Annotated in this window: 15 protein-coding genes; 12 read left to right on the top strand and 3 right to left on the bottom strand. The window is 52.6% G+C overall.

Features of this window, described 5'->3' with window-relative positions; all coding sequences use genetic code 11:
- Window positions 1-660 precede the first annotated feature (660 nt).
- Window positions 661-2,223 carry an amidohydrolase family protein gene (locus tag N9C89_RS07715; RefSeq protein WP_263953250.1) on the bottom strand — a complete coding sequence of 521 codons (1,563 nt, stop codon included), beginning with the start codon at window positions 2,221-2,223 and terminating at the stop codon, window positions 661-663.
- A 560-nt stretch (window positions 2,224-2,783) separates the two neighbouring features.
- On the opposite strand from N9C89_RS07715, the gene N9C89_RS07710 reads away from it, so the two are divergent.
- The 11 genes from N9C89_RS07710 (at window position 2,784) to N9C89_RS07660 (ending at window position 12,821) form a co-directional block, all read left to right on the top strand.
- Window positions 2,784-2,954, top strand: coding sequence for a Flp family type IVb pilin (locus N9C89_RS07710; RefSeq protein WP_263953249.1), 171 nt, complete (start codon window positions 2,784-2,786; stop codon window positions 2,952-2,954).
- A 233-nt stretch (window positions 2,955-3,187) separates the two neighbouring features.
- Complete coding sequence (gene cpaB, locus N9C89_RS07705; RefSeq protein ID WP_263953248.1) at window positions 3,188-3,991, top strand: Flp pilus assembly protein CpaB; 804 nt, start codon at window positions 3,188-3,190, stop codon at window positions 3,989-3,991.
- A gap of 21 nt (window positions 3,992-4,012) precedes the next feature.
- Window positions 4,013-5,458: a TadE/TadG family type IV pilus assembly protein gene (locus N9C89_RS07700; protein WP_263953247.1), complete on the top strand. Its 1,446-nt coding sequence runs from the start codon at window positions 4,013-4,015 to the stop codon at window positions 5,456-5,458.
- Entirely contained in the window at window positions 5,455-5,955 is a 501-nt protein-coding gene (locus N9C89_RS07695) for a TadE/TadG family type IV pilus assembly protein (protein ID WP_263953246.1), read from the top strand. The genes N9C89_RS07700 and N9C89_RS07695 overlap by 4 nt, the downstream gene beginning before the upstream one ends.
- Entirely contained in the window at window positions 5,952-6,602 is a 651-nt protein-coding gene (locus tag N9C89_RS07690; RefSeq protein ID WP_263953245.1) for a TadE/TadG family type IV pilus assembly protein, read from the top strand. Before N9C89_RS07695 ends, N9C89_RS07690 begins: the two co-directional genes overlap by 4 nt.
- A 19-nt stretch (window positions 6,603-6,621) precedes the next feature.
- Window positions 6,622-7,842, top strand: coding sequence for an AAA family ATPase (locus N9C89_RS07685; protein WP_263953244.1), 1,221 nt, complete (start codon window positions 6,622-6,624; stop codon window positions 7,840-7,842).
- Complete coding sequence (locus N9C89_RS07680; protein ID WP_263953243.1) at window positions 7,835-9,214, top strand: CpaF family protein; 1,380 nt, start codon at window positions 7,835-7,837, stop codon at window positions 9,212-9,214. Before N9C89_RS07685 ends, N9C89_RS07680 begins: the two co-directional genes overlap by 8 nt.
- Before the next feature lie 9 nt (window positions 9,215-9,223).
- Entirely contained in the window at window positions 9,224-10,195 is a 972-nt protein-coding gene (locus tag N9C89_RS07675) for a type II secretion system F family protein (protein WP_263953242.1), read from the top strand.
- Window positions 10,196-10,206: 11 nt separating this feature from the next.
- Entirely contained in the window at window positions 10,207-11,208 is a 1,002-nt protein-coding gene (locus tag N9C89_RS07670; RefSeq protein WP_263953241.1) for a type II secretion system F family protein, read from the top strand.
- A 299-nt stretch (window positions 11,209-11,507) separates the two neighbouring features.
- Window positions 11,508-12,344, top strand: coding sequence for a helix-turn-helix transcriptional regulator (locus tag N9C89_RS07665; RefSeq protein WP_263953240.1), 837 nt, complete (start codon window positions 11,508-11,510; stop codon window positions 12,342-12,344).
- A gap of 3 nt (window positions 12,345-12,347) precedes the next feature.
- Window positions 12,348-12,821, top strand: coding sequence for a prepilin peptidase (locus tag N9C89_RS07660; RefSeq protein WP_263953239.1), 474 nt, complete (start codon window positions 12,348-12,350; stop codon window positions 12,819-12,821).
- A 41-nt stretch (window positions 12,822-12,862) separates the two neighbouring features.
- Here the strand turns inward: N9C89_RS07660 and N9C89_RS07655 are convergent, their stop codons facing one another.
- Both N9C89_RS07655 and N9C89_RS07650 read right to left on the bottom strand, forming a co-directional pair.
- On the bottom strand, window positions 12,863-13,780 hold the full coding sequence (locus tag N9C89_RS07655; RefSeq protein ID WP_263953238.1) for a hypothetical protein: 918 nt from the start codon (window positions 13,778-13,780) through the stop codon (window positions 12,863-12,865).
- A 297-nt stretch (window positions 13,781-14,077) separates the two neighbouring features.
- The gene (locus N9C89_RS07650; RefSeq protein ID WP_263953237.1) at window positions 14,078-14,647 is read right to left on the bottom strand and encodes a YcbK family protein; all 570 of its coding nucleotides are present in this window, start codon (window positions 14,645-14,647) and stop codon (window positions 14,078-14,080) included.
- 315 nt (window positions 14,648-14,962) lie between these two features.
- On the opposite strand from N9C89_RS07650, the gene N9C89_RS07645 reads away from it, so the two are divergent.
- Window positions 14,963-16,591 (top strand): L,D-transpeptidase family protein, encoded by a 1,629-nt coding sequence (locus N9C89_RS07645; RefSeq protein ID WP_263953305.1) that lies wholly within the window; start codon window positions 14,963-14,965, stop codon window positions 16,589-16,591.
- Window positions 16,592-16,607: the final 16 nt, after the last annotated feature.

Genomic DNA, 16,607 nt, shown 5'->3' with positions numbered 1-16,607 from the left:
AGGCGTCTAAACGGACTCGAAACAGGTCGAAAACAAGAACAAACGGGGTTTAAACGGTGAATATAGCCCCTAGCACTGCCCTCCGAAGGCAGAGGCCAGAGGTTCGAATCCTCTCGGGTGCGCCATCTTCACCTTGTTTGTTAAATGTGTTCGTTTGCTTCAAAACGCCAATGTGAATTTTGAGCGTAGTAAGCCTGTTTCTAATGTTTATTCGGCGAGGGTGTAGATCGCTGAGAGTATTGGTGCAGGCATCTCATCGGAGCATGAGGCTGGCGATATGACCAAAATTGCTTGGACATTGAATCAATTCTCAGCAGCCTATCGGAGCGTGACCGGAATTGCAGTTTCGGGCCAGTAAGAGAGCTTCAGATTTCTTATCGATTGTTAGCGCGATGGCCGGCCAGAAAATGGAACAGTCTTTGAATTCTCAACTAGCGCCTCAAACTAAAACGCATAGTAAATGCGGGCAGGCGTTGCGACACTGCTGCCTCCCCGAGAAATGCGATTTTACATTCGCGTATCGAATTCAGGCGCCGCGCAAATCCGACGTTCTTTGGGCTGAGAAAGCCCGAAGTCAAATTCCATCGCGTTGTAACGTAGGCGATATGATCAGCAAGATCGCGTTCGCCGAAATGTCAGATTACCTTGGCCCTCAACAGCCTATTTCCGGATTGGTTTGCCGGGAAGAACGTCGGTGTCCATCTCTCCGCCGCTGATGACCGCGGTGCCGTTTACGATCAAATATTCTATGCCTTCAGTCGTTTCGAAAGGGCGATCGATAGTTGCGCGGTCGCCTATCGTTTCCGGATCAAAGACTGTGATATCGGCGTCCATACCTTCTTGAAGACGTCCTTTGCGTTCCATAGCAGGTACCTGGCCATCAAACAGTTGTGCTGGGATCAAGGACACTTTGGCAATCGCTTCGGGCCAGTCCAGTAGCTCGTCTTCCCGAACCCATTCACGAAGGAACTTGCCGTAGGTTCCGGCGCTGCGCGGATTAGAAAATGCGTTGTCGGGCATGGGCCATTCCTCTCCGGTTATCGGTGTGCCGTCTGGCTGCGTGTAGGGAATGGAGTCCGAGGCAATGGCGATCCAAGGAAGTGCGGTGACTTTGCGAAGAATATCTGCGTCGGTCGCATCTTCCTCGTCTAGGTAACGCATGATGATGAATTGACCCGGATCCGCGTCTTGCTCGGCCCGCATGTCCGCTTCGTCCTCGATCCAGCGCCCCTTTGCGATCAGGCGGACAGAGTCGAAATCAATTCCCATGCGTGCGCGGAAAGCTTCGCCAGCTTGCAACAGAACAGCCGAGGCAATGGGCATCGAGGCAATACCGTAGGGATAGACCTCTGTGTGTACGTCAATGCCGATGCTGCGCGCCTTGTCGACCATGTCGGCGGCCTTCAATGTGTCGTGCAGGTTGGTGGAATGAAGGTGGCAAATATTGGTTCGTGCTCCCGACGTCGCGGACAGCCCAAGAACCATCGCCAACCCCTCAAGCGAACTGAGAGGATCCGCCTCAGACCAATTGCGCATATGCGTGCTGACCGGAACGCCGTTCTCTGCGGCCAATTCCCAAATGCGGAGCAATTCCTTGCCACCTACACCCGGGACGTAGCCAGAATTAACACCAATCCCAAGCGCACCATCGTCCAGACCTTGCTGGATAAGATCGATGATCTTGTCGAGTTCTTCTTCGGTCGTCACGTTCGTTGTCCAACGCGGATAATTGAATGCGCCCTGATACCAAGCAGCGGTAGGTTCCACTGGTGGCATTTCGGGAACCATCGTTGCAATCCTCGCGAAGGACCACGACGCAGTGGCGCCGAAGTTCGTCGCTCTGCCTTCTGCTTCGACGCTGGCATACCAATCCGCAATCGGAAGCACGCCGGATTCCAATTCCAATGCCGTCGTTACGCCGTCAAACGCCTGCAAACGGTTGGCCGGAAGGTCCACAACAGAATGGGAATGCAGATCGATGAAACCGGGGGCTACGATCAGCCCAGATGCATCGATAACCTGTTCTCCTTCGAGTTGCGATTGTGCAATCTCCACGATCTCGCCATCCACGATTCCAACGTGAGCTATGGCATCAAATCCCGTCTCGGGATCGATGACTCGGCCATTGTTGATGACAAGGTCGAAGGTTTGCCCGTTGGCCGCTGTCGCAAGTGTGACGAACAATACGGTGCCAAAAACGGAGTTTCTCAAAGCGCTATTCATGTTGAATTCTCGATTCCCAAAATTGAAAAAGTCTAAATATGAATGACAATTTTTGGGTCATGTGCCGACATCGGCGGCCCGAACAATGGTCAACCACAATTGTTCCAGACGAACCTGCGAACTGTCAAGTTTCAGGTGTAGAAATTCCGTGCATCGCCACAGAACGGTACGCTGAAATTCTGTTTCGAGACTTTCGCACTCGGCAGTAAGGTCAGTGTCAGGCATTAACTTCCCTGATTGTTTTAGTACTTCAGCGTTAATGGCGCCGTTTCTCGTAATGCTGTTTTCAAAAGTTATTGCGTGGATATGTGAAGACTATTTCACAGGGAATGCATTGTTTTGGCGTTCGATTTTGCTTCTTGAGTTCCTGCGCCCACTCATCAAAAACATGTCAATCATACAACCTATGCATGTAATTCTGACCGTTTGCGATGATGCGGCAAGGGGACAGACGCTCGTAAACTAGACTTCTGCCAGTGACGGGCCATGTTGGTTCGTTCTGCTGTTTTATTGGCCTGATTGGCCGTTCATAACCAGTAAGGAGTCTCGAAATACGAGATATGATTCTTAAGACCTTCATCCGCCTTCGTCATGATGATGAGGGCGTTACGCTCGTTGAATACGGCATTGCGATCGCACTTGCCGTCACACTTGGCGTTGGTGCTCTTACCACGCTTGGCGGCGAAATCGGAACAGCCATGGGCGCCGCTGGCACACAGATGCCAAACTAAGGCCTCTACCATTGGTCTTGGTGATGGTGTTGTTCCGCCAAACAGAGTGGGCAACACCATCCATCCCTCTAGACCGATAAGAGCCCTGATGGTCCCTCTGCTAGTCTAACCATCACTTCCCCAAGAATACCGACTAGTGAAAAGCAGCCGCAGTTCATTTCATCTCCTTGATATGGCCGCGTAACTGCTTGAAAGAAATCTATTTTGGATTTCGCTCCCAGAAAGGAAATACCATGCGTCTTAGTTCTTTATTAACAGCCCTCATTGGACTTGGAGTCGCGGGTGGATCGGCCTTCGTCGCCCGAGATATGATCGAAAAGCGAAGTGCCGTTGCTGTACAAAATGATGAGTCCGCTATGGTCTCTGTCATTGTTGCTGCAAACGACATTGCTTTTGGGCAAGCCATCGAAGCCCGAATGCTCAGAACAATTGACTGGCCGCGGGACGCCGTGCCTCTTGGCGTTTTCACAAGCTATGATCTGCTGCTTCCCGAAGAAGGGCAGCCCTCACGCCGTGCGCGTCGTGCGATTTCCAAGGATGAGCTCATTCAAGTGAACAAGGTTTCCGACTATGGCGAGAAGGTTACGATCGTCCAGTCTATCGGGACAAACCAGCGCGCTATGGCAATCAAAGTATCCGCTGAAACTGCCGTTGGTGGCTTTGTAACACCTGGTGATTTCGTGGATGTCTTGCTGACGCAGGGGCGTGATGAAACTCTGCGCGCCGTAACGATCCTCCAAAATATTCGCGTTATTGGTGTGGATCAGGATGCCGACGAGCAGACGGATGCACCCGAGGTTGCCCGTACTGTAACGGTTGAAGTTACGCCGGATCAGGGGCAGCGCCTCGCCTTAGCGCAGCAAGCCGGAACACTGAGCCTGACCCTTCGGACGCTCGATTACACTGAGGACAAGCCGCTTGACTCAATCCGTTTGAGCGACCTTTTGCAGGATGTATCACCACTGCCGGAAGATGCGCCTTCGCGAACAATTGCCGTTCGTCGCGCAAATGTCCTGACTCTTCACGAAGTGAACTGAGATTGAGGTCGGGATCGAGCCATGTTGCACAAGTGGAAAACATATCAAACCTTCGTCAGAGACGAGAGCGGTGCCGCTCTGGTGCTCTGGGGGGTGAGCTTTGTGATCTTCTTTGGCATCGTAGCTCTATCGTTTGATTTGGGGCGCGTCTCAATTACCCAAACAGAGTTGCAATCCTATGCTGATAGCGTTGCGCTTGCTGCTGCTGGAGAGCTTGATGGCAAAGCCGACGCAATTGATCGCGCAACCTTAGCTGCGGCGAACTTGATTTCCGACAGCAAAACCTTTGGGGCAGGCGGGGCGCTACTATCAGGATCGGATGATTATACACTCACCTTCCTAAGTGACCTGCCGGCAAGTGACACAACCGCGATAACAGCCACAACAACCGATCCTGGTGACGCGCGATATGCACGCGTTGTTGTACAGCCATCGAATGTCGAGATGACATTTGGCGCCGCGTTTTTTGGCTTAACGGGCAATACCGCACCTGACACCACGGCGCGCGCAAGCGCCGTTGCGGGCTTTACCCAATACGCATGTGATGTGACACCGCTGATGTTTTGTCTGCCTCCGACACCGGTAAGCGAAGGCATGATGATCCTGCTGCGCTCTGGCGGAAATGGCGCGGCATGGGGGCCGGGAGATTTCGGTTTTCTCGACCCGTCTCGGTTTCTGGTCGATACCGAGGGGCCTTGTGAAGGCAAGAATGGCGCGCAGCTCGATGCCTGTCTTTTGGGCGCAATCGGTAGTATCACCCAGTGTTTTTCACAGCGCGGCGTTGATACTGAACCCGGTCAAAAAGTAGGCCTTCGTGACTCTGTCTTTAACGTGCGTTTTGATATCTACAAAGCCGTCATGAACGGGAAGAAGAACGACCCCGACTATGCGCCTGCACCCAATGTAATCAAAGGAATAGTCCCCAAAAGTGGGCAATGTATTGGGAATAGCGAAGAAATCTCTCCTGACACGCTTGGATTGCCGCGCGACACCTGTTTGGTCAATGGCACATGCGGACGGTTTGGCGATGGAGACTGGGCTGCTGGTCGGGTCGATTATGTAAATACCAACTACGGCGGTGTTGATCCGCATCCTTCCGCGACGACCCGCTATGAGTATTATCTCGCAGAAATCGGCCCGAACCCAGCGTCGACGGCGGATATTCTGAGCGGTCTTTCAGAGACTGGCCGTCCGCAGTGTTCCAACCACCAATCCAACGATCCCAAACGCCGCGTGGTAATCGCTGCGGGGATAGATTGCACTGCCAATCCAATCAACGGCGCCGAAACTGGCGTTCCGGTTGAAGATTTTTACGAAGTGTTCCTCACTGAGCCTGTCGGCGACGATGGCCTATCGCCGCCTACTTTGGACCTTTGGGTCGAAGTCATCGGAAGTGTCGGGCCTGGTGGTGCGGGAACAGGAGGGAGCGGCGGCATTTTCCGTGACGTCGTTCAGCTTTACCGATGAACCGCTTTGTATCGCATATCCTGCGTCGGTTCTGGCGCGAAGAACGTGGCGCAGCGCTTGTCGAGTTTGCGATCATGCTGCCGATGATGCTCCTGTTTTTTGCTGTGATCATAGAGGGCGGCCGGCTCATGTGGTCCTATCAGGCCGTGGCCTCGGGTGTTCGTGATGCCGCACGGTATCTGGCACGGGTGACTCCGCGTGATATCTGTTTGTCAGGCGGGAATGTGGGGACCTATACCTCTGATCTGGAGGCGATTATTCGCCAAAGCAAAGACGGATCAAATCTTTTCCCAAGCGGAATAACCGTCACCTCCGTCACGCCAAGTCTGTCTTGCGTGTCCGGAACTTATCGCAACTCGCCAGCACCAGTAACAGAGGTTACCGCCAACTTAACCGTGACCTTTCCCTTTGCCAGCGTCTTTTCCTTCGCGGGTGGAACCAATCTTGTGACCATCAATACAACGATTTCGGATCAAAGTCGGGTGTTTGGAACATGAAGCGCTTGGGCCAACATAAACCCACAGATTGGTTCGCGATCTGGCGGGATGATCGGGGCGTCACGATGGTGGAGCTGGCGATCGTGATCCCGCTGTTCCTATTGCTGTTCTTCGGCATGATCGATTTCGGCCGAATGGCGTTTCATTACGTTACCGCAGAAAAGGCAATGCATGTCGCCGCGCGCGTAGCGACTGTTCGTCCTGCGGCGTGTCCGAGTGTGCCACAAGTGAACGCGCGCGGCCCGCTTCAGCAAAATCAGGTGCCACCGCAATTTGGCACCAATTGTTCAGCGGGCGCAAATACCTGCGCTAATCCAGGAGTTATTGCGTGTGCCGGATCCGCAGGGAACGCAACGGCCAATGAAATCTGGGGTTTGCTTCAAGGGGCTCTGCCGAATGATGCGACAATCTCCAACCTTCGGTTCGTGTATTCTTATGACGAAAATTTGGGCTTCCTCGGTGGGCCGTATGTACCGGTTGTCACCGTGGAACTGCAAAACCTGAATTTTCAGTTTGTCTCACCGCTTGGCGCTCTTGTCGGGCTGACGGGGGCAACCGCTCCAGCAGGGCTTGGGGCAACCGTAAGCTTTCCAACCATGAGCGTTTCAATGCCAGCCGAGGATTTGTCTCATGGCAACACAGGGTAATTCGAAAGAGGAAATGAAAATGAAAGCAAAAGAAAAACCGCTCACTCTCGTTCCTCCATCAGAAGGAAAAGCGTCATCGGTGTTTGAAACGCTGTCTACGCTGCCGCATACGCCGCTGTCAGAGAAGTTTCGTGATCTTGGAGGCGTGAATGGCCTCGCGCTCACACTCGAAGACAACCGCGATTTTGTAGTGATCGAAGTTGGCGCTGATGTTCGGCGTTCGATCGTTGCTGTAAAGGCCCTGCGGGAAAGGCTTGAAGACGGTGCAGTTCTTTTGGCGATTTCCGACGATCTCATTACGCTGAATGATGTCCGCCAACTGGAAGGTGCAGGTGCAACCAAAGTGCTACCTGATTCAATTTCCGCGGATGATCTTCGTGAGGTGGTTGAAGCTTTAACCGTCAAGGAACGCGACCGTTCAGGTGCGCCTTACCATCGCCCATTGGGAAAAATTATTACCGTGGCGCAGACCCGTGGCGGCATTGGCGCAACGACAGTAGCCGTAAACCTTGCAAATGAGCTCATGCAGGAAACGGGCGTATTCAAGAAGAAAACAACCAAACGTGTGGCTCTGGTTGATCTGGACATCCAATTCGGCAGTGTGGCGAGTTTCCTTGATATTGAAGCTAGCGACGCGCTGCATCAGATGGGTGCAGAAAACACGGAGCCTGACGCACTTTTTCTTCAGCAAGCTTTAACAACGCTTACTTCGGGCCTTTCGGTTTTGACGGCACCGGCGCGTTTCATGCCGCTTGATGGCTTGACCGTAGAGCAAGTTCGCGCAGTTCTGGAGCTGCTGCAGGCCGAGTTCGATTATGTGGTTGTTGATCTGCCCCATGCCCTCGTGGATTGGGTCAGCGGTGTTCTCGAGATGACGGATCGCTTGATGCTGGTTACAGACAGTTCTGTTCCCGCGATCAACAGCGCCTATCGGTTGATCAACTTTTTCACCGAGGATCACCGTGATCTCCAAATCGATATTATTGTTTCTCATGAGAAAAAGCCTGTTGTTTTGCGCAAACACCACACTGCAGCCTCCAAAATTCTAGAGCGGCCACTTCAGGGCTGGTTGCCCTATGATCCTGTTGCGGCGCGTGAGGCCACTGACCGCGGGCAACCTCTCGCAAGAGCTGCAGGGCGATCCCCGTTGGCGCGCAGTATACATAAGCTTGGGCAAACGACCCTCGAAGCGCTCTCCTCCTCGACCCCAGTTGTGAAAAAGGAAACACCGCATGTTTAAGAGTTTTGCAAAACGTGGGTCGACCGAGGATGACAATGTCATTCCTTTGAAGGCAAGCGATCTGGTTTCCGAGCCCGAGGCGTTTGACACGCAGGCAGACGATGCTGAATTGCTCAAATCGCTCGAGTTGAAACGCCGCCTTCATGATGCGCTGCTTGATCGGCTGAACCTGTCGATTATTGACAAGATCGAGCCCGAAGACCTGCGCCATGAAGTTTCAGTTCTGGTCAATGAGACGCTGGAAAAAGACAATACGCCCGTACGCTCGGATGAGTTCAAGCGCATCGTAGCAGAACTCATGGACGAGGTGCTTGGCCTTGGTCCACTTGAGCCGCTGCTGAAAGACCCCACCGTGAATGATATTCTGGTGAATGGTCACAAAACAGTATTCGTCGAACGCAATGGGGTTCTTGAAGCCACCAAAACGCGCTTTCGCGACGAGAAGCACTTGTTGCGGATTATCGACAAGATCGTGTCGCGCATCGGACGGCGGGTTGATGAGTCAAATCCTTGGGTCGATGCCCGCCTAGAGGACGGAAGCCGCGTAAACGCGATTATTCGGCCCTGTGCGATTGACGGCCCTTCGATCTCGATCCGTAAATTCAGCCGTGTGCCTTTGACGATGCAGCGCCTCATTGAAACAGAGAGCCTGTCTGACTCTGCTGCGAAACTTTTGCACGCACTTGTTGCAGGGCGCATGAACATTCTGATTTCGGGCGGAACCGGGTCGGGTAAAACAACCATGCTCAATGCGATGTCTGCCCAAATCGATCCGCGCGAACGGATCGTAACAATCGAAGACGCCGCCGAACTTCAACTTCAGCAAGACCATGTTGTCCGTCTCGAAACGCGCCCTGCGGGACCTTCGGGCGGAGGGGCTGTGCTACAGCGCGATCTTGTTCGCAACGCACTTCGTATGCGCCCAGACCGGATTATCGTTGGCGAGGTCCGTGGCGCCGAAACCTTCGACATGCTTCAGGCGATGAACACGGGCCATGACGGCTCCATGACAACGGTGCACGCAAACTCTGCGAGAGATGCGCTTGGCCGAATTGAGCAAATGGTCAGCATGATCGGTATTGACTTGCCGCTCAAGGCGATCCGATCTCAGATCGCATCGGGGCTTCATTTTGTAGTGCAGCTTTCGCGGATGTCTGATGGTCGCCGCCGCGTGGTCAGCATATCCGAAGTCACGGGGCTGGAAGGCGAGGTGATCTCCATGCAGGACATCTTTGTTTATCACCGTAACGGTAAAGCCGAAGATGGTTCGTTGTTGGGTGAGTTTGTCCCGACAGGCATTCGCCCACGTTGCGCCGATCAGTTGATCGCATCTGGGATCGACCTCGGTGAATTTTCCTTTGCGCGAAACTAGGGGTAAGACATGGCTGATTTTTCACAGTTTACCGATCTGAATTTCGTGATCTATGCGCTTGTCGCGCTTGGAGTGTTCTTGCTCTTCACAGGTGTCACGCAGCTCCTGAGCCGTAGTGAGAACCGTCTCGAAGCTAAAAACAGGCGGCTACGCATGATCGGCAAAGGTCGTTCGACAGAAGAGGTCCTTGCTATTCTGAAGCCTGATACAGGGGGCGGAATTCTCACGCGCTTGCCGTTCATTGGAAATCTGCCACAACTTCTGAGCCAGGCAGGATTGACGCTTCGGCCGGGAGCGTTCGTTCTGCTCATGATTTTTGCAACTGCCTTCGCATTTCTTCTGGGCTTGATTTATCTTTCGTTGCCGAAAGCAATTCTGTTCGCCCTTGCTCTTGGGGTTGGTGTGCCGGTTTCTGTGGTGCGCTCCAAACGCAAAAAGCGCATGGACCAACTCGTTGGACAACTTCCCGACGCTCTCGATCTTCTGGCGCGTGGCCTACGGGTCGGGCATCCGCTCAATACATCAATCGGCGCCGTCGCCGAAGAAATGGCAGACCCGATCGGCACGGAATTTGGCATTATTTACGATCAGGTGAGCTATGGCGAAGATCTGACGGATGCGTTCCAACAGTTTGCAGATCGTGTCGACCTTGAGGATGTCCATTACCTCTCGGCCAGCATCGGCATTCAGCATGGTACAGGTGGTGATCTCGCTCGGATCGTCAACGTTTTGTCGCGTGTCGTTCGGGACAGGATCATGATGCGGCGCAAAATCCACGCCATTTCGTCGGAAGGGCGGATGACGATGTATATCCTCTCTGCAATCCCTGTGGTGATCTATACCTACACCTCAATCATGACGCCGAGCTACTACGGCGGCGTTGCGGATGATCCGCTTTATGTCCCAATGGCAATGGCGGTGGTTGTTCTAAGTGTCTTGAATTTTCTGACGCTGCGAAAACTCGTCAACTTCCACATATAGGAGAACCTGCAATGTTCGACCAATTTATGAATACGGCACAATCCTATGGCATTTCCCCAGAGATCATGATGATCACAGGGGTGGGGCTGGGAGTTTTGATCGCCTTTTATGGATTAAACGCAGCTTTTGCAGATCGTAATCCAGCCGCAGCGCGTATCGCGGCGTCCAGCATGAGCGCACAGCAGCGGCGGCAACAACTTGGCCTCCTGCGCGCGCCGGATGCCGATCCTAAAGGCTGGATGAAGTCCTTTGTGCCCGCCGATGAAGCCAAACGCGGCGAATTGCGCCTTCGTCTGGCGCAAGCGGGTTTCCCTGGCCCAAGCGCTCTGCGTAACTTTACGCTGGTTCGAGCGATATTCGGGATTGTTTTGCCAATTTTGTTCCTCGGGTTGGTTGCTGCGAGCAAGTCTCCTGGTATCGCCATGCCTTTGGCGATCGAGGAACGGCTCGGCCATATGACCAACCTTCGCACATTTCAGATTGTCACCATTTTGGTCGGGCTCGGGTATTTTGCACCGTTGAATTGGTTGAACAGTCGAGCCGCTGCGCGGAAACGTAAGATTGAAGAAGCTTTCCCGAACGCGCTCGACCTTATGCAGATTTCAATCGAAACCGGCATGGGGTTTGATGCGGCAATGACGCGTGTCGGCAATGAGCTTGCGCGGATTTCTCCAGAGATTTCCTTCGAGTTCCTGAGTGTTCAACATCAGGTGCAAGCCGGTCGTGATCGTGATCTCGCGATGCAGGACATGGCAGATCGTACCGGTGTTGAAGTGGTGCGGTCATTTGCGCGCGTGGTTCAGCAATCTATTCGTTACGGCACCAGCATGTCAGAGGCGTTAACCACCTATGCTGATGAAATGCGGCAGTATAGAGAGCTTACTGCACAGGAGCACGCGAACAAGCTGCCCGTCAAAATGTCGGCCGTTCTTGCGATGCTTATGTTGCCGGCTCTGATCTTACTTACAGTGGGGCCGGTGGTCATTCGATACATTCGCTATTTTGCGGGATAAGCGCCTCTTTTGGTCGAACTTTTCGAATCAATTTAGGCTGATCTGAATGTGGCAATTTCATGACGTGTGCGTGTCAATTCTGCACAAATGACCCTATTGTTGATTAGAAATGCCCGCATAGGTTGAAGTTTTTGCCAAAATAAGGGCCGACAGTGAATTTTTCTAAGAGGTTAACGAAATCTCTATTACCATTGTTATCACAACGTTTTTTTTGTTGTTGAAATAACGAGTGAGGCCACCCCGAGCAGTCACAGCACCTTAATCATAATGGTGAAAGGGACAATTTAAAGGGGATGGTAATGAGTAATACAGTTTCTGCGCCGGAGGGGCGCGTTCTGACTGATGTAGATATGATTGGGGCAATTGCACATTGGTGCGAATGTCTTCAGGGCCGCAACGATTTGAATTCAGCACTCAAGTTGTTAGCGGAGAGTCTCAACGCAAAGGCTGTCGCCTTGGCACGCGTCTCCAGAGATGGTTCAAGCCCGACGAAATCTGTTCTTTATGACAGCCCAGATTCTAAAAGCACGCGGCATCCGCTGACGCGATCTTATGCGCGTGCATTGATTGGCGATTATTTGCTGCGAACAAAAGTTGGGGCGATCTGGTTCAAAACCTTGATCGATACAGAGTCCGAAAATGCACTGACAGAGTTTCACCGAAACCGCGGACTTAACGAGATGGTGGTCATACCGCTCGAAGTTCACGGCAAAACGATTGATGTTCTAGAGGTGCATTTCGCCCATCGTCTTGATGCGGGGCTACACGCCATCCTCAACATTCTTACGCCGACATTCACAGAAACGTGGAAAAACAGAGCGCCCGGTCTTGTGACCCGTTCAATGTTGCATCGCGTGACCCAAAAAGAGCCCGTAGGGCAGGGTGGCTTGCCTATTATGAGTCTCGAGAATCCAGCTCATCTCAGTCGTGCGGAGTATCGGGTGTGTCTGCTGCTCTGTAAGGGGTTGAGCAACGGCCGCATTTGCAATGAGCTTTCGATCTGTGACTCGACGCTAAGAACGCATCTGCGCAACATTTATTTGAAGACCAACATGTCCAGTCAGGCAGAACTGACACATAATCTTCTGACAATGCAGGCTATGCCAGAACCACAACCTCTTGAAAAACGGGCCTAAACTGTGTTGACGCAACTTATTCCATTGATGCTTTTGTCGCCGATCCTCGTTGCGATTGCTGTATGTGATATGCGCCAACTTCGCATTCCAAACATGCTTTGTTTGATTGCCGTTGGCTTGTTTGTTCTGACATTGCCTATGCTGCCGTTGGGAGAAGCCGCATTGCGGGCTGGCGTGGCGGGGTTTGTTTTTGTCATTGGGTTTGTGCTCTTTGCCTTCCGAATTATCGGTGGCGGGGATGTGAAAGCAATGTCCGCACTTCTGTTGTTTATTCCAACAACAACGCTTTCTCTATTTTCTCTAGTTTTCTCATTCTCACTCATTATTGGAGTGACTTTCATCGTTACACTGAGAAGTGTTTCTCGCATGCAGCGCACAGGTCTTGCCTCAATGCAAGCCGTAGGGCGGTTTCCGATGGGGGTCTCAATTGGAATGGCGGGGCTAATCCACCCTGCCATAGTTTTGTATCTGTTCTGAGCGCTGAAGCGGCAATCGCCGAGGAGCTTAGCCGGGTGCCGTTATTTAAAGAGCCCCTTGAAAGACTTTGTAAGATCTTTACCTGCTTTCGAAAGGGATGTTGAAACATCGTCCCCGAATTCGCCGATGGATTCACCAACTTCACCAAGGTTTTCGCTAAGATCGGCGCGCACGACGTCCAAGTCGTCAGCAATCTCATCAAGTAAGTTGTCGTTCCGCTCTGGCGTGAGGGTCTTGTTCGAACTGTAGGTGATCCGATCCTCGGAATCTTGCAAGAATTGGTCAAGCTGGGCCTGAGTAAACTCAGTGTCACGCTTGGCAATTTCCTCATCAACGAGTTTCTGCGCGCTTTCATTAAGAGCCAGCAGCTCTTGCTCGTCTTCTGGGCAGTTGTCCGAACACATCACAACGCCGTTTTCTGAAGTGAATATTGGAGCTTCGTTGTTTTCTGAATCATTCAGAAAATCCTCGATATCTGCATCGGTTACTTCTGGTTCAGTTTCCGTGATGAATTCGTCGAGCGCGCGCTGTTCATATTCGTTCAACTCGTCGCCGTTCGCTGCTTTGGCTGCAAGTTGGTATTGGGCGAGTGTTCCGACTGTACCGTTGAAATTGCCGTTTCTGATGTGGGCATCAAGCGCCTTTTGGTTGGCATTCGAGGCGTTCCAGCGCCCCTTTTCTCTAGGATGCAAAGGGGCTGCTTCGTCTGAATCAAGAGAGGTTGTCCGCGTCACGTTTCTATTGTTCGATTTCTCTTTTTTGGACGACGGCGATCTAGAAGAGTTTCCCTTTGACGCACTCCTCTCGGAAGATTTCGAACTGTTGCCGCCCTTATTGGAATTGTCAGAGCCCGCGATTGCCATGCCAGCTTCTGTGCCATTTGAGCCGAGTAGTATGGATACAGGCTCAACAGCCAATCCCAAAACTATTGCGATTGAAAACGTTGAAAGCTTGTTCATTTTCTCATTCCTCCTGAGCAGAGCGGTTTGGCTCGTCGCGCTCCAACTATAGCGTAAGCTAAGCTTCGCGTAAAAACTCAACTTTCGCGCCTTCGCAGAGCAGGGTTGAGGTGATGCATGCAAGAAGAGCTGCAGTCACTTGCCGAGCGATATTTGAGTGTGTTTAAGAGAGAGTAGCTGAATTTTGTGACGTTAATGGGGCGAGCGCAAAAACAAAAAAGCCGCACAACTCTATGAGTGTGCGGCGAAACAAAACGGGCTAGTTTTGGTTGGTCGTGTGACGGTAGGATCTGTGCCTTACCGTCCCCACGTGCGGACTGGACCGCAGTCCATATGGACGAAGTTGGAGCGGCTATAGCGGCCAACACCGCCAGCGGAACAGGATGCAGCGGCTTTAGCCATCTGGCTGACACTGCGGGATTTTAGGCGCAGGTCGGCAGCTTGGGCTTTCATGTGAAGTGAATTCTTGGCAACGCCGCGGGAGCGGGCGCGCAACATTCTGTTTGTTGCCGGTGAGCGGTAGCCGGACAGCAGCATATAAGGTTCGGATACATCCAAAAGCGAGTGCGATGCTGCGATGATATCAATCGTGCGCGTGTCGATACGGGCCACTTCGTCTTGGCGCCAGTCGCGCATGAAGTAATTCACCTGATCGAGTGCTTCTTTGATGTATTTGCCATCGACCCAATAAATCATGTCGATGTTTTCACCGGTGCGTTGCGAATACATTGTGATCCGTCGCACATCGCCGCCCTTGCGCAAGAAGCTGGCGGCGTTTGAAAATGTTGGTGCCGCGGTTACTGCTGTTGCCGCAAATGCAGCAAGCACACCACGACGGCTCAGCCATGAGTTTGGTCTGTCTGTCATTAAAACTGCCCGTTCCGTCTCTTTGTGCCGCGTCTTAGCGCAGCTTCATCAAATATCCCCAGATGATGCGTTTTTATTGCACATGCTGATTCCTGAACCAAGAGAAGATTTTTCGCTTGCACAGAATCGGCGTGAAATCGGCAGTAATTTGCTGAAAGGTTTCCTTCGTGCCACAGGTGCGACAAAATGGTGACCATTCCATTTTGATGCCACAAAATCCCGTATATGTCGTGAATGTGAATTAACACGCGCTTGTGCATGAGGCACAATTTCCTTAACCGGATTAAACTATTTACGTGATTTTCTGAGGCTATGATGACGCTTTCCTATACCCGCCCGATGCGCCTTTTGGGCTTGTTTGCTTCGCTCTCTTTTGCGCTGCTGCTACTTGTGGCGGGGTTGGTTGCGACACCAGCCAAGGCTGAGATCACAGCATTCAAACAGGCCGTTGCAGAGGCTGCATCCAAGGACAAAGCCGTCGCGGCCTTTTATCGGTCACGTGGATTCGAGCCGATCTGGACAGGAAACAGCAGTGAGGATGCCAAACGTCGGAAAGCATTTATCGCGGCTGCCGGAAACGCCGCAGCGCATGCCTTGCCGACAGAGCGCTACACGCCCGAGATGATCAAATCCATTCTTGGAAGCGCCAAAACACAGCGAGCCCTTGGCCGCGCAGAGGTCGAGATGAGCCGCCTCTTTGCGCAGTTCGCTCAGGATTTGTCGCGCGGGGTTGTTGTGCCGTCTTCCATCGATGAGGGGATTGTGCGGGAAGTGAAGCGTTATTCATCGACCTCAATTCTTGAATCTTTCGCGAAGTCCTCTCCCGCTGCATTCATCAAGTCACTTGCGCCGGATACACCGGAATATGTGATGTTGATGAAGCAGAAGCTTGTCCTTGAGAAGAAGCTCGCAAGCGGCGGTTGGGGCCCAACGGTTCCTGGTAAGAAACTAGAGCCCGGCCAGAGCAACGCCAATGTCGTGGCACTCCGTAACCGCCTGATGACAATGGGTTATCTTAAGCGGACATCCTCCAAAACCTTCGACGCAAACCTGCAAAAAGCGGTTCAGCAGTTCCAGATCGACCATGGCTTGCTGCCTGATGGCGTTGCTGGTGCTGGGACACTTAAAGAGATCAACACTCCGGTTGAGCAGCGCCTCAAGTCGGTGATGGTCGCGATGGAGAGGGAGCGCTGGCTCAATGGAATGGAGCGCGGGAAGCGCCACGTTTGGGTAAACCTGACGGATTTCCACGCGCGGATCATTGACGACGGGAAAGTAACCTTCAAAACACGTTCGGTTGTTGGGCGGAACACACATGATCGCCGCACACCCGAGTTCTCCGATATCATGGAACATATGGTGATCAATCCGACCTGGAATGTTCCACGCTCAATCGCGACAAAAGAATACCTGCCCATGCTGCAGCAGAACCCGAACGCGGTATCGCATCTGCGTTTGATCGACAGTTCTGGTCGCATCGTTAGCCGCGAAGGAGCGGATTTCACGCAGTACAACGCGCGCAACTTCCCCTTTGATATCAAGCAGCCACCAAGCCGCGGCAATGCGCTTGGCCTTGTGAAGTTCATGTTCCCGAACCGTCACAATATCTATTTGCACGACACGCCAGAGAAGCACCTGTTCCAACGTGAGGCACGCTCGTTTAGCCACGGCTGTATTCGTCTGCGTGACCCGTTTGACTTTGCCTATACGCTGCTTGCGCCGCAGGTGAGCAACCCACAGGCCTATTTCAAAGAGCGCTTGGATACGGGGCGTGAAACAGTTGTGGAGCTTGATGTGCATGTGCCTGTTCACCTTGTCTATCGGACAGCGGTTGCCGTTCCGAAGGGAAAGATGAACTATCGACGTGACGTTTATGGTCGTGACGCAAAGATTTTTGCGGCCATGTCGAAGGCTGGGGTAGAACTGCGCGCTGTTCAGAGCTAAATAATTCCCCACATAC

The organism is Halocynthiibacter sp. SDUM655004 (assembly GCF_026015885.1).
In the GTDB taxonomy this organism is placed as follows: Bacteria; Pseudomonadota; Alphaproteobacteria; order Rhodobacterales; family Rhodobacteraceae; genus Falsihalocynthiibacter; species Falsihalocynthiibacter halioticoli.
The sequence above is the reverse complement of the archived record's forward strand: the minus strand, read 5'-3'. Positions and strand labels throughout refer to the sequence as shown.

Coding starts and splice junctions, on each gene's coding strand:
- N9C89_RS07715 (WP_263953250.1), bottom strand. CDS start 2,223: ATGAATAGCGCTTTGAGAAACTCCGTTTTTGGCACCGTATTGTTCGTC.
- N9C89_RS07710 (WP_263953249.1), top strand. CDS start 2,784: ATGATTCTTAAGACCTTCATCCGCCTTCGTCATGATGATGAGGGCGTT.
- cpaB (WP_263953248.1), top strand. CDS start 3,188: ATGCGTCTTAGTTCTTTATTAACAGCCCTCATTGGACTTGGAGTCGCG.
- N9C89_RS07700 (WP_263953247.1), top strand. CDS start 4,013: ATGTTGCACAAGTGGAAAACATATCAAACCTTCGTCAGAGACGAGAGC.
- N9C89_RS07695 (WP_263953246.1), top strand. CDS start 5,455: ATGAACCGCTTTGTATCGCATATCCTGCGTCGGTTCTGGCGCGAAGAA.
- N9C89_RS07690 (WP_263953245.1), top strand. CDS start 5,952: ATGAAGCGCTTGGGCCAACATAAACCCACAGATTGGTTCGCGATCTGG.
- N9C89_RS07685 (WP_263953244.1), top strand. CDS start 6,622: ATGAAAGCAAAAGAAAAACCGCTCACTCTCGTTCCTCCATCAGAAGGA.
- N9C89_RS07680 (WP_263953243.1), top strand. CDS start 7,835: ATGTTTAAGAGTTTTGCAAAACGTGGGTCGACCGAGGATGACAATGTC.
- N9C89_RS07675 (WP_263953242.1), top strand. CDS start 9,224: ATGGCTGATTTTTCACAGTTTACCGATCTGAATTTCGTGATCTATGCG.
- N9C89_RS07670 (WP_263953241.1), top strand. CDS start 10,207: ATGTTCGACCAATTTATGAATACGGCACAATCCTATGGCATTTCCCCA.
- N9C89_RS07665 (WP_263953240.1), top strand. CDS start 11,508: ATGAGTAATACAGTTTCTGCGCCGGAGGGGCGCGTTCTGACTGATGTA.
- N9C89_RS07655 (WP_263953238.1), bottom strand. CDS start 13,780: ATGAACAAGCTTTCAACGTTTTCAATCGCAATAGTTTTGGGATTGGCT.
- N9C89_RS07650 (WP_263953237.1), bottom strand. CDS start 14,647: ATGACAGACAGACCAAACTCATGGCTGAGCCGTCGTGGTGTGCTTGCT.
- N9C89_RS07645 (WP_263953305.1), top strand. CDS start 14,963: ATGACGCTTTCCTATACCCGCCCGATGCGCCTTTTGGGCTTGTTTGCT.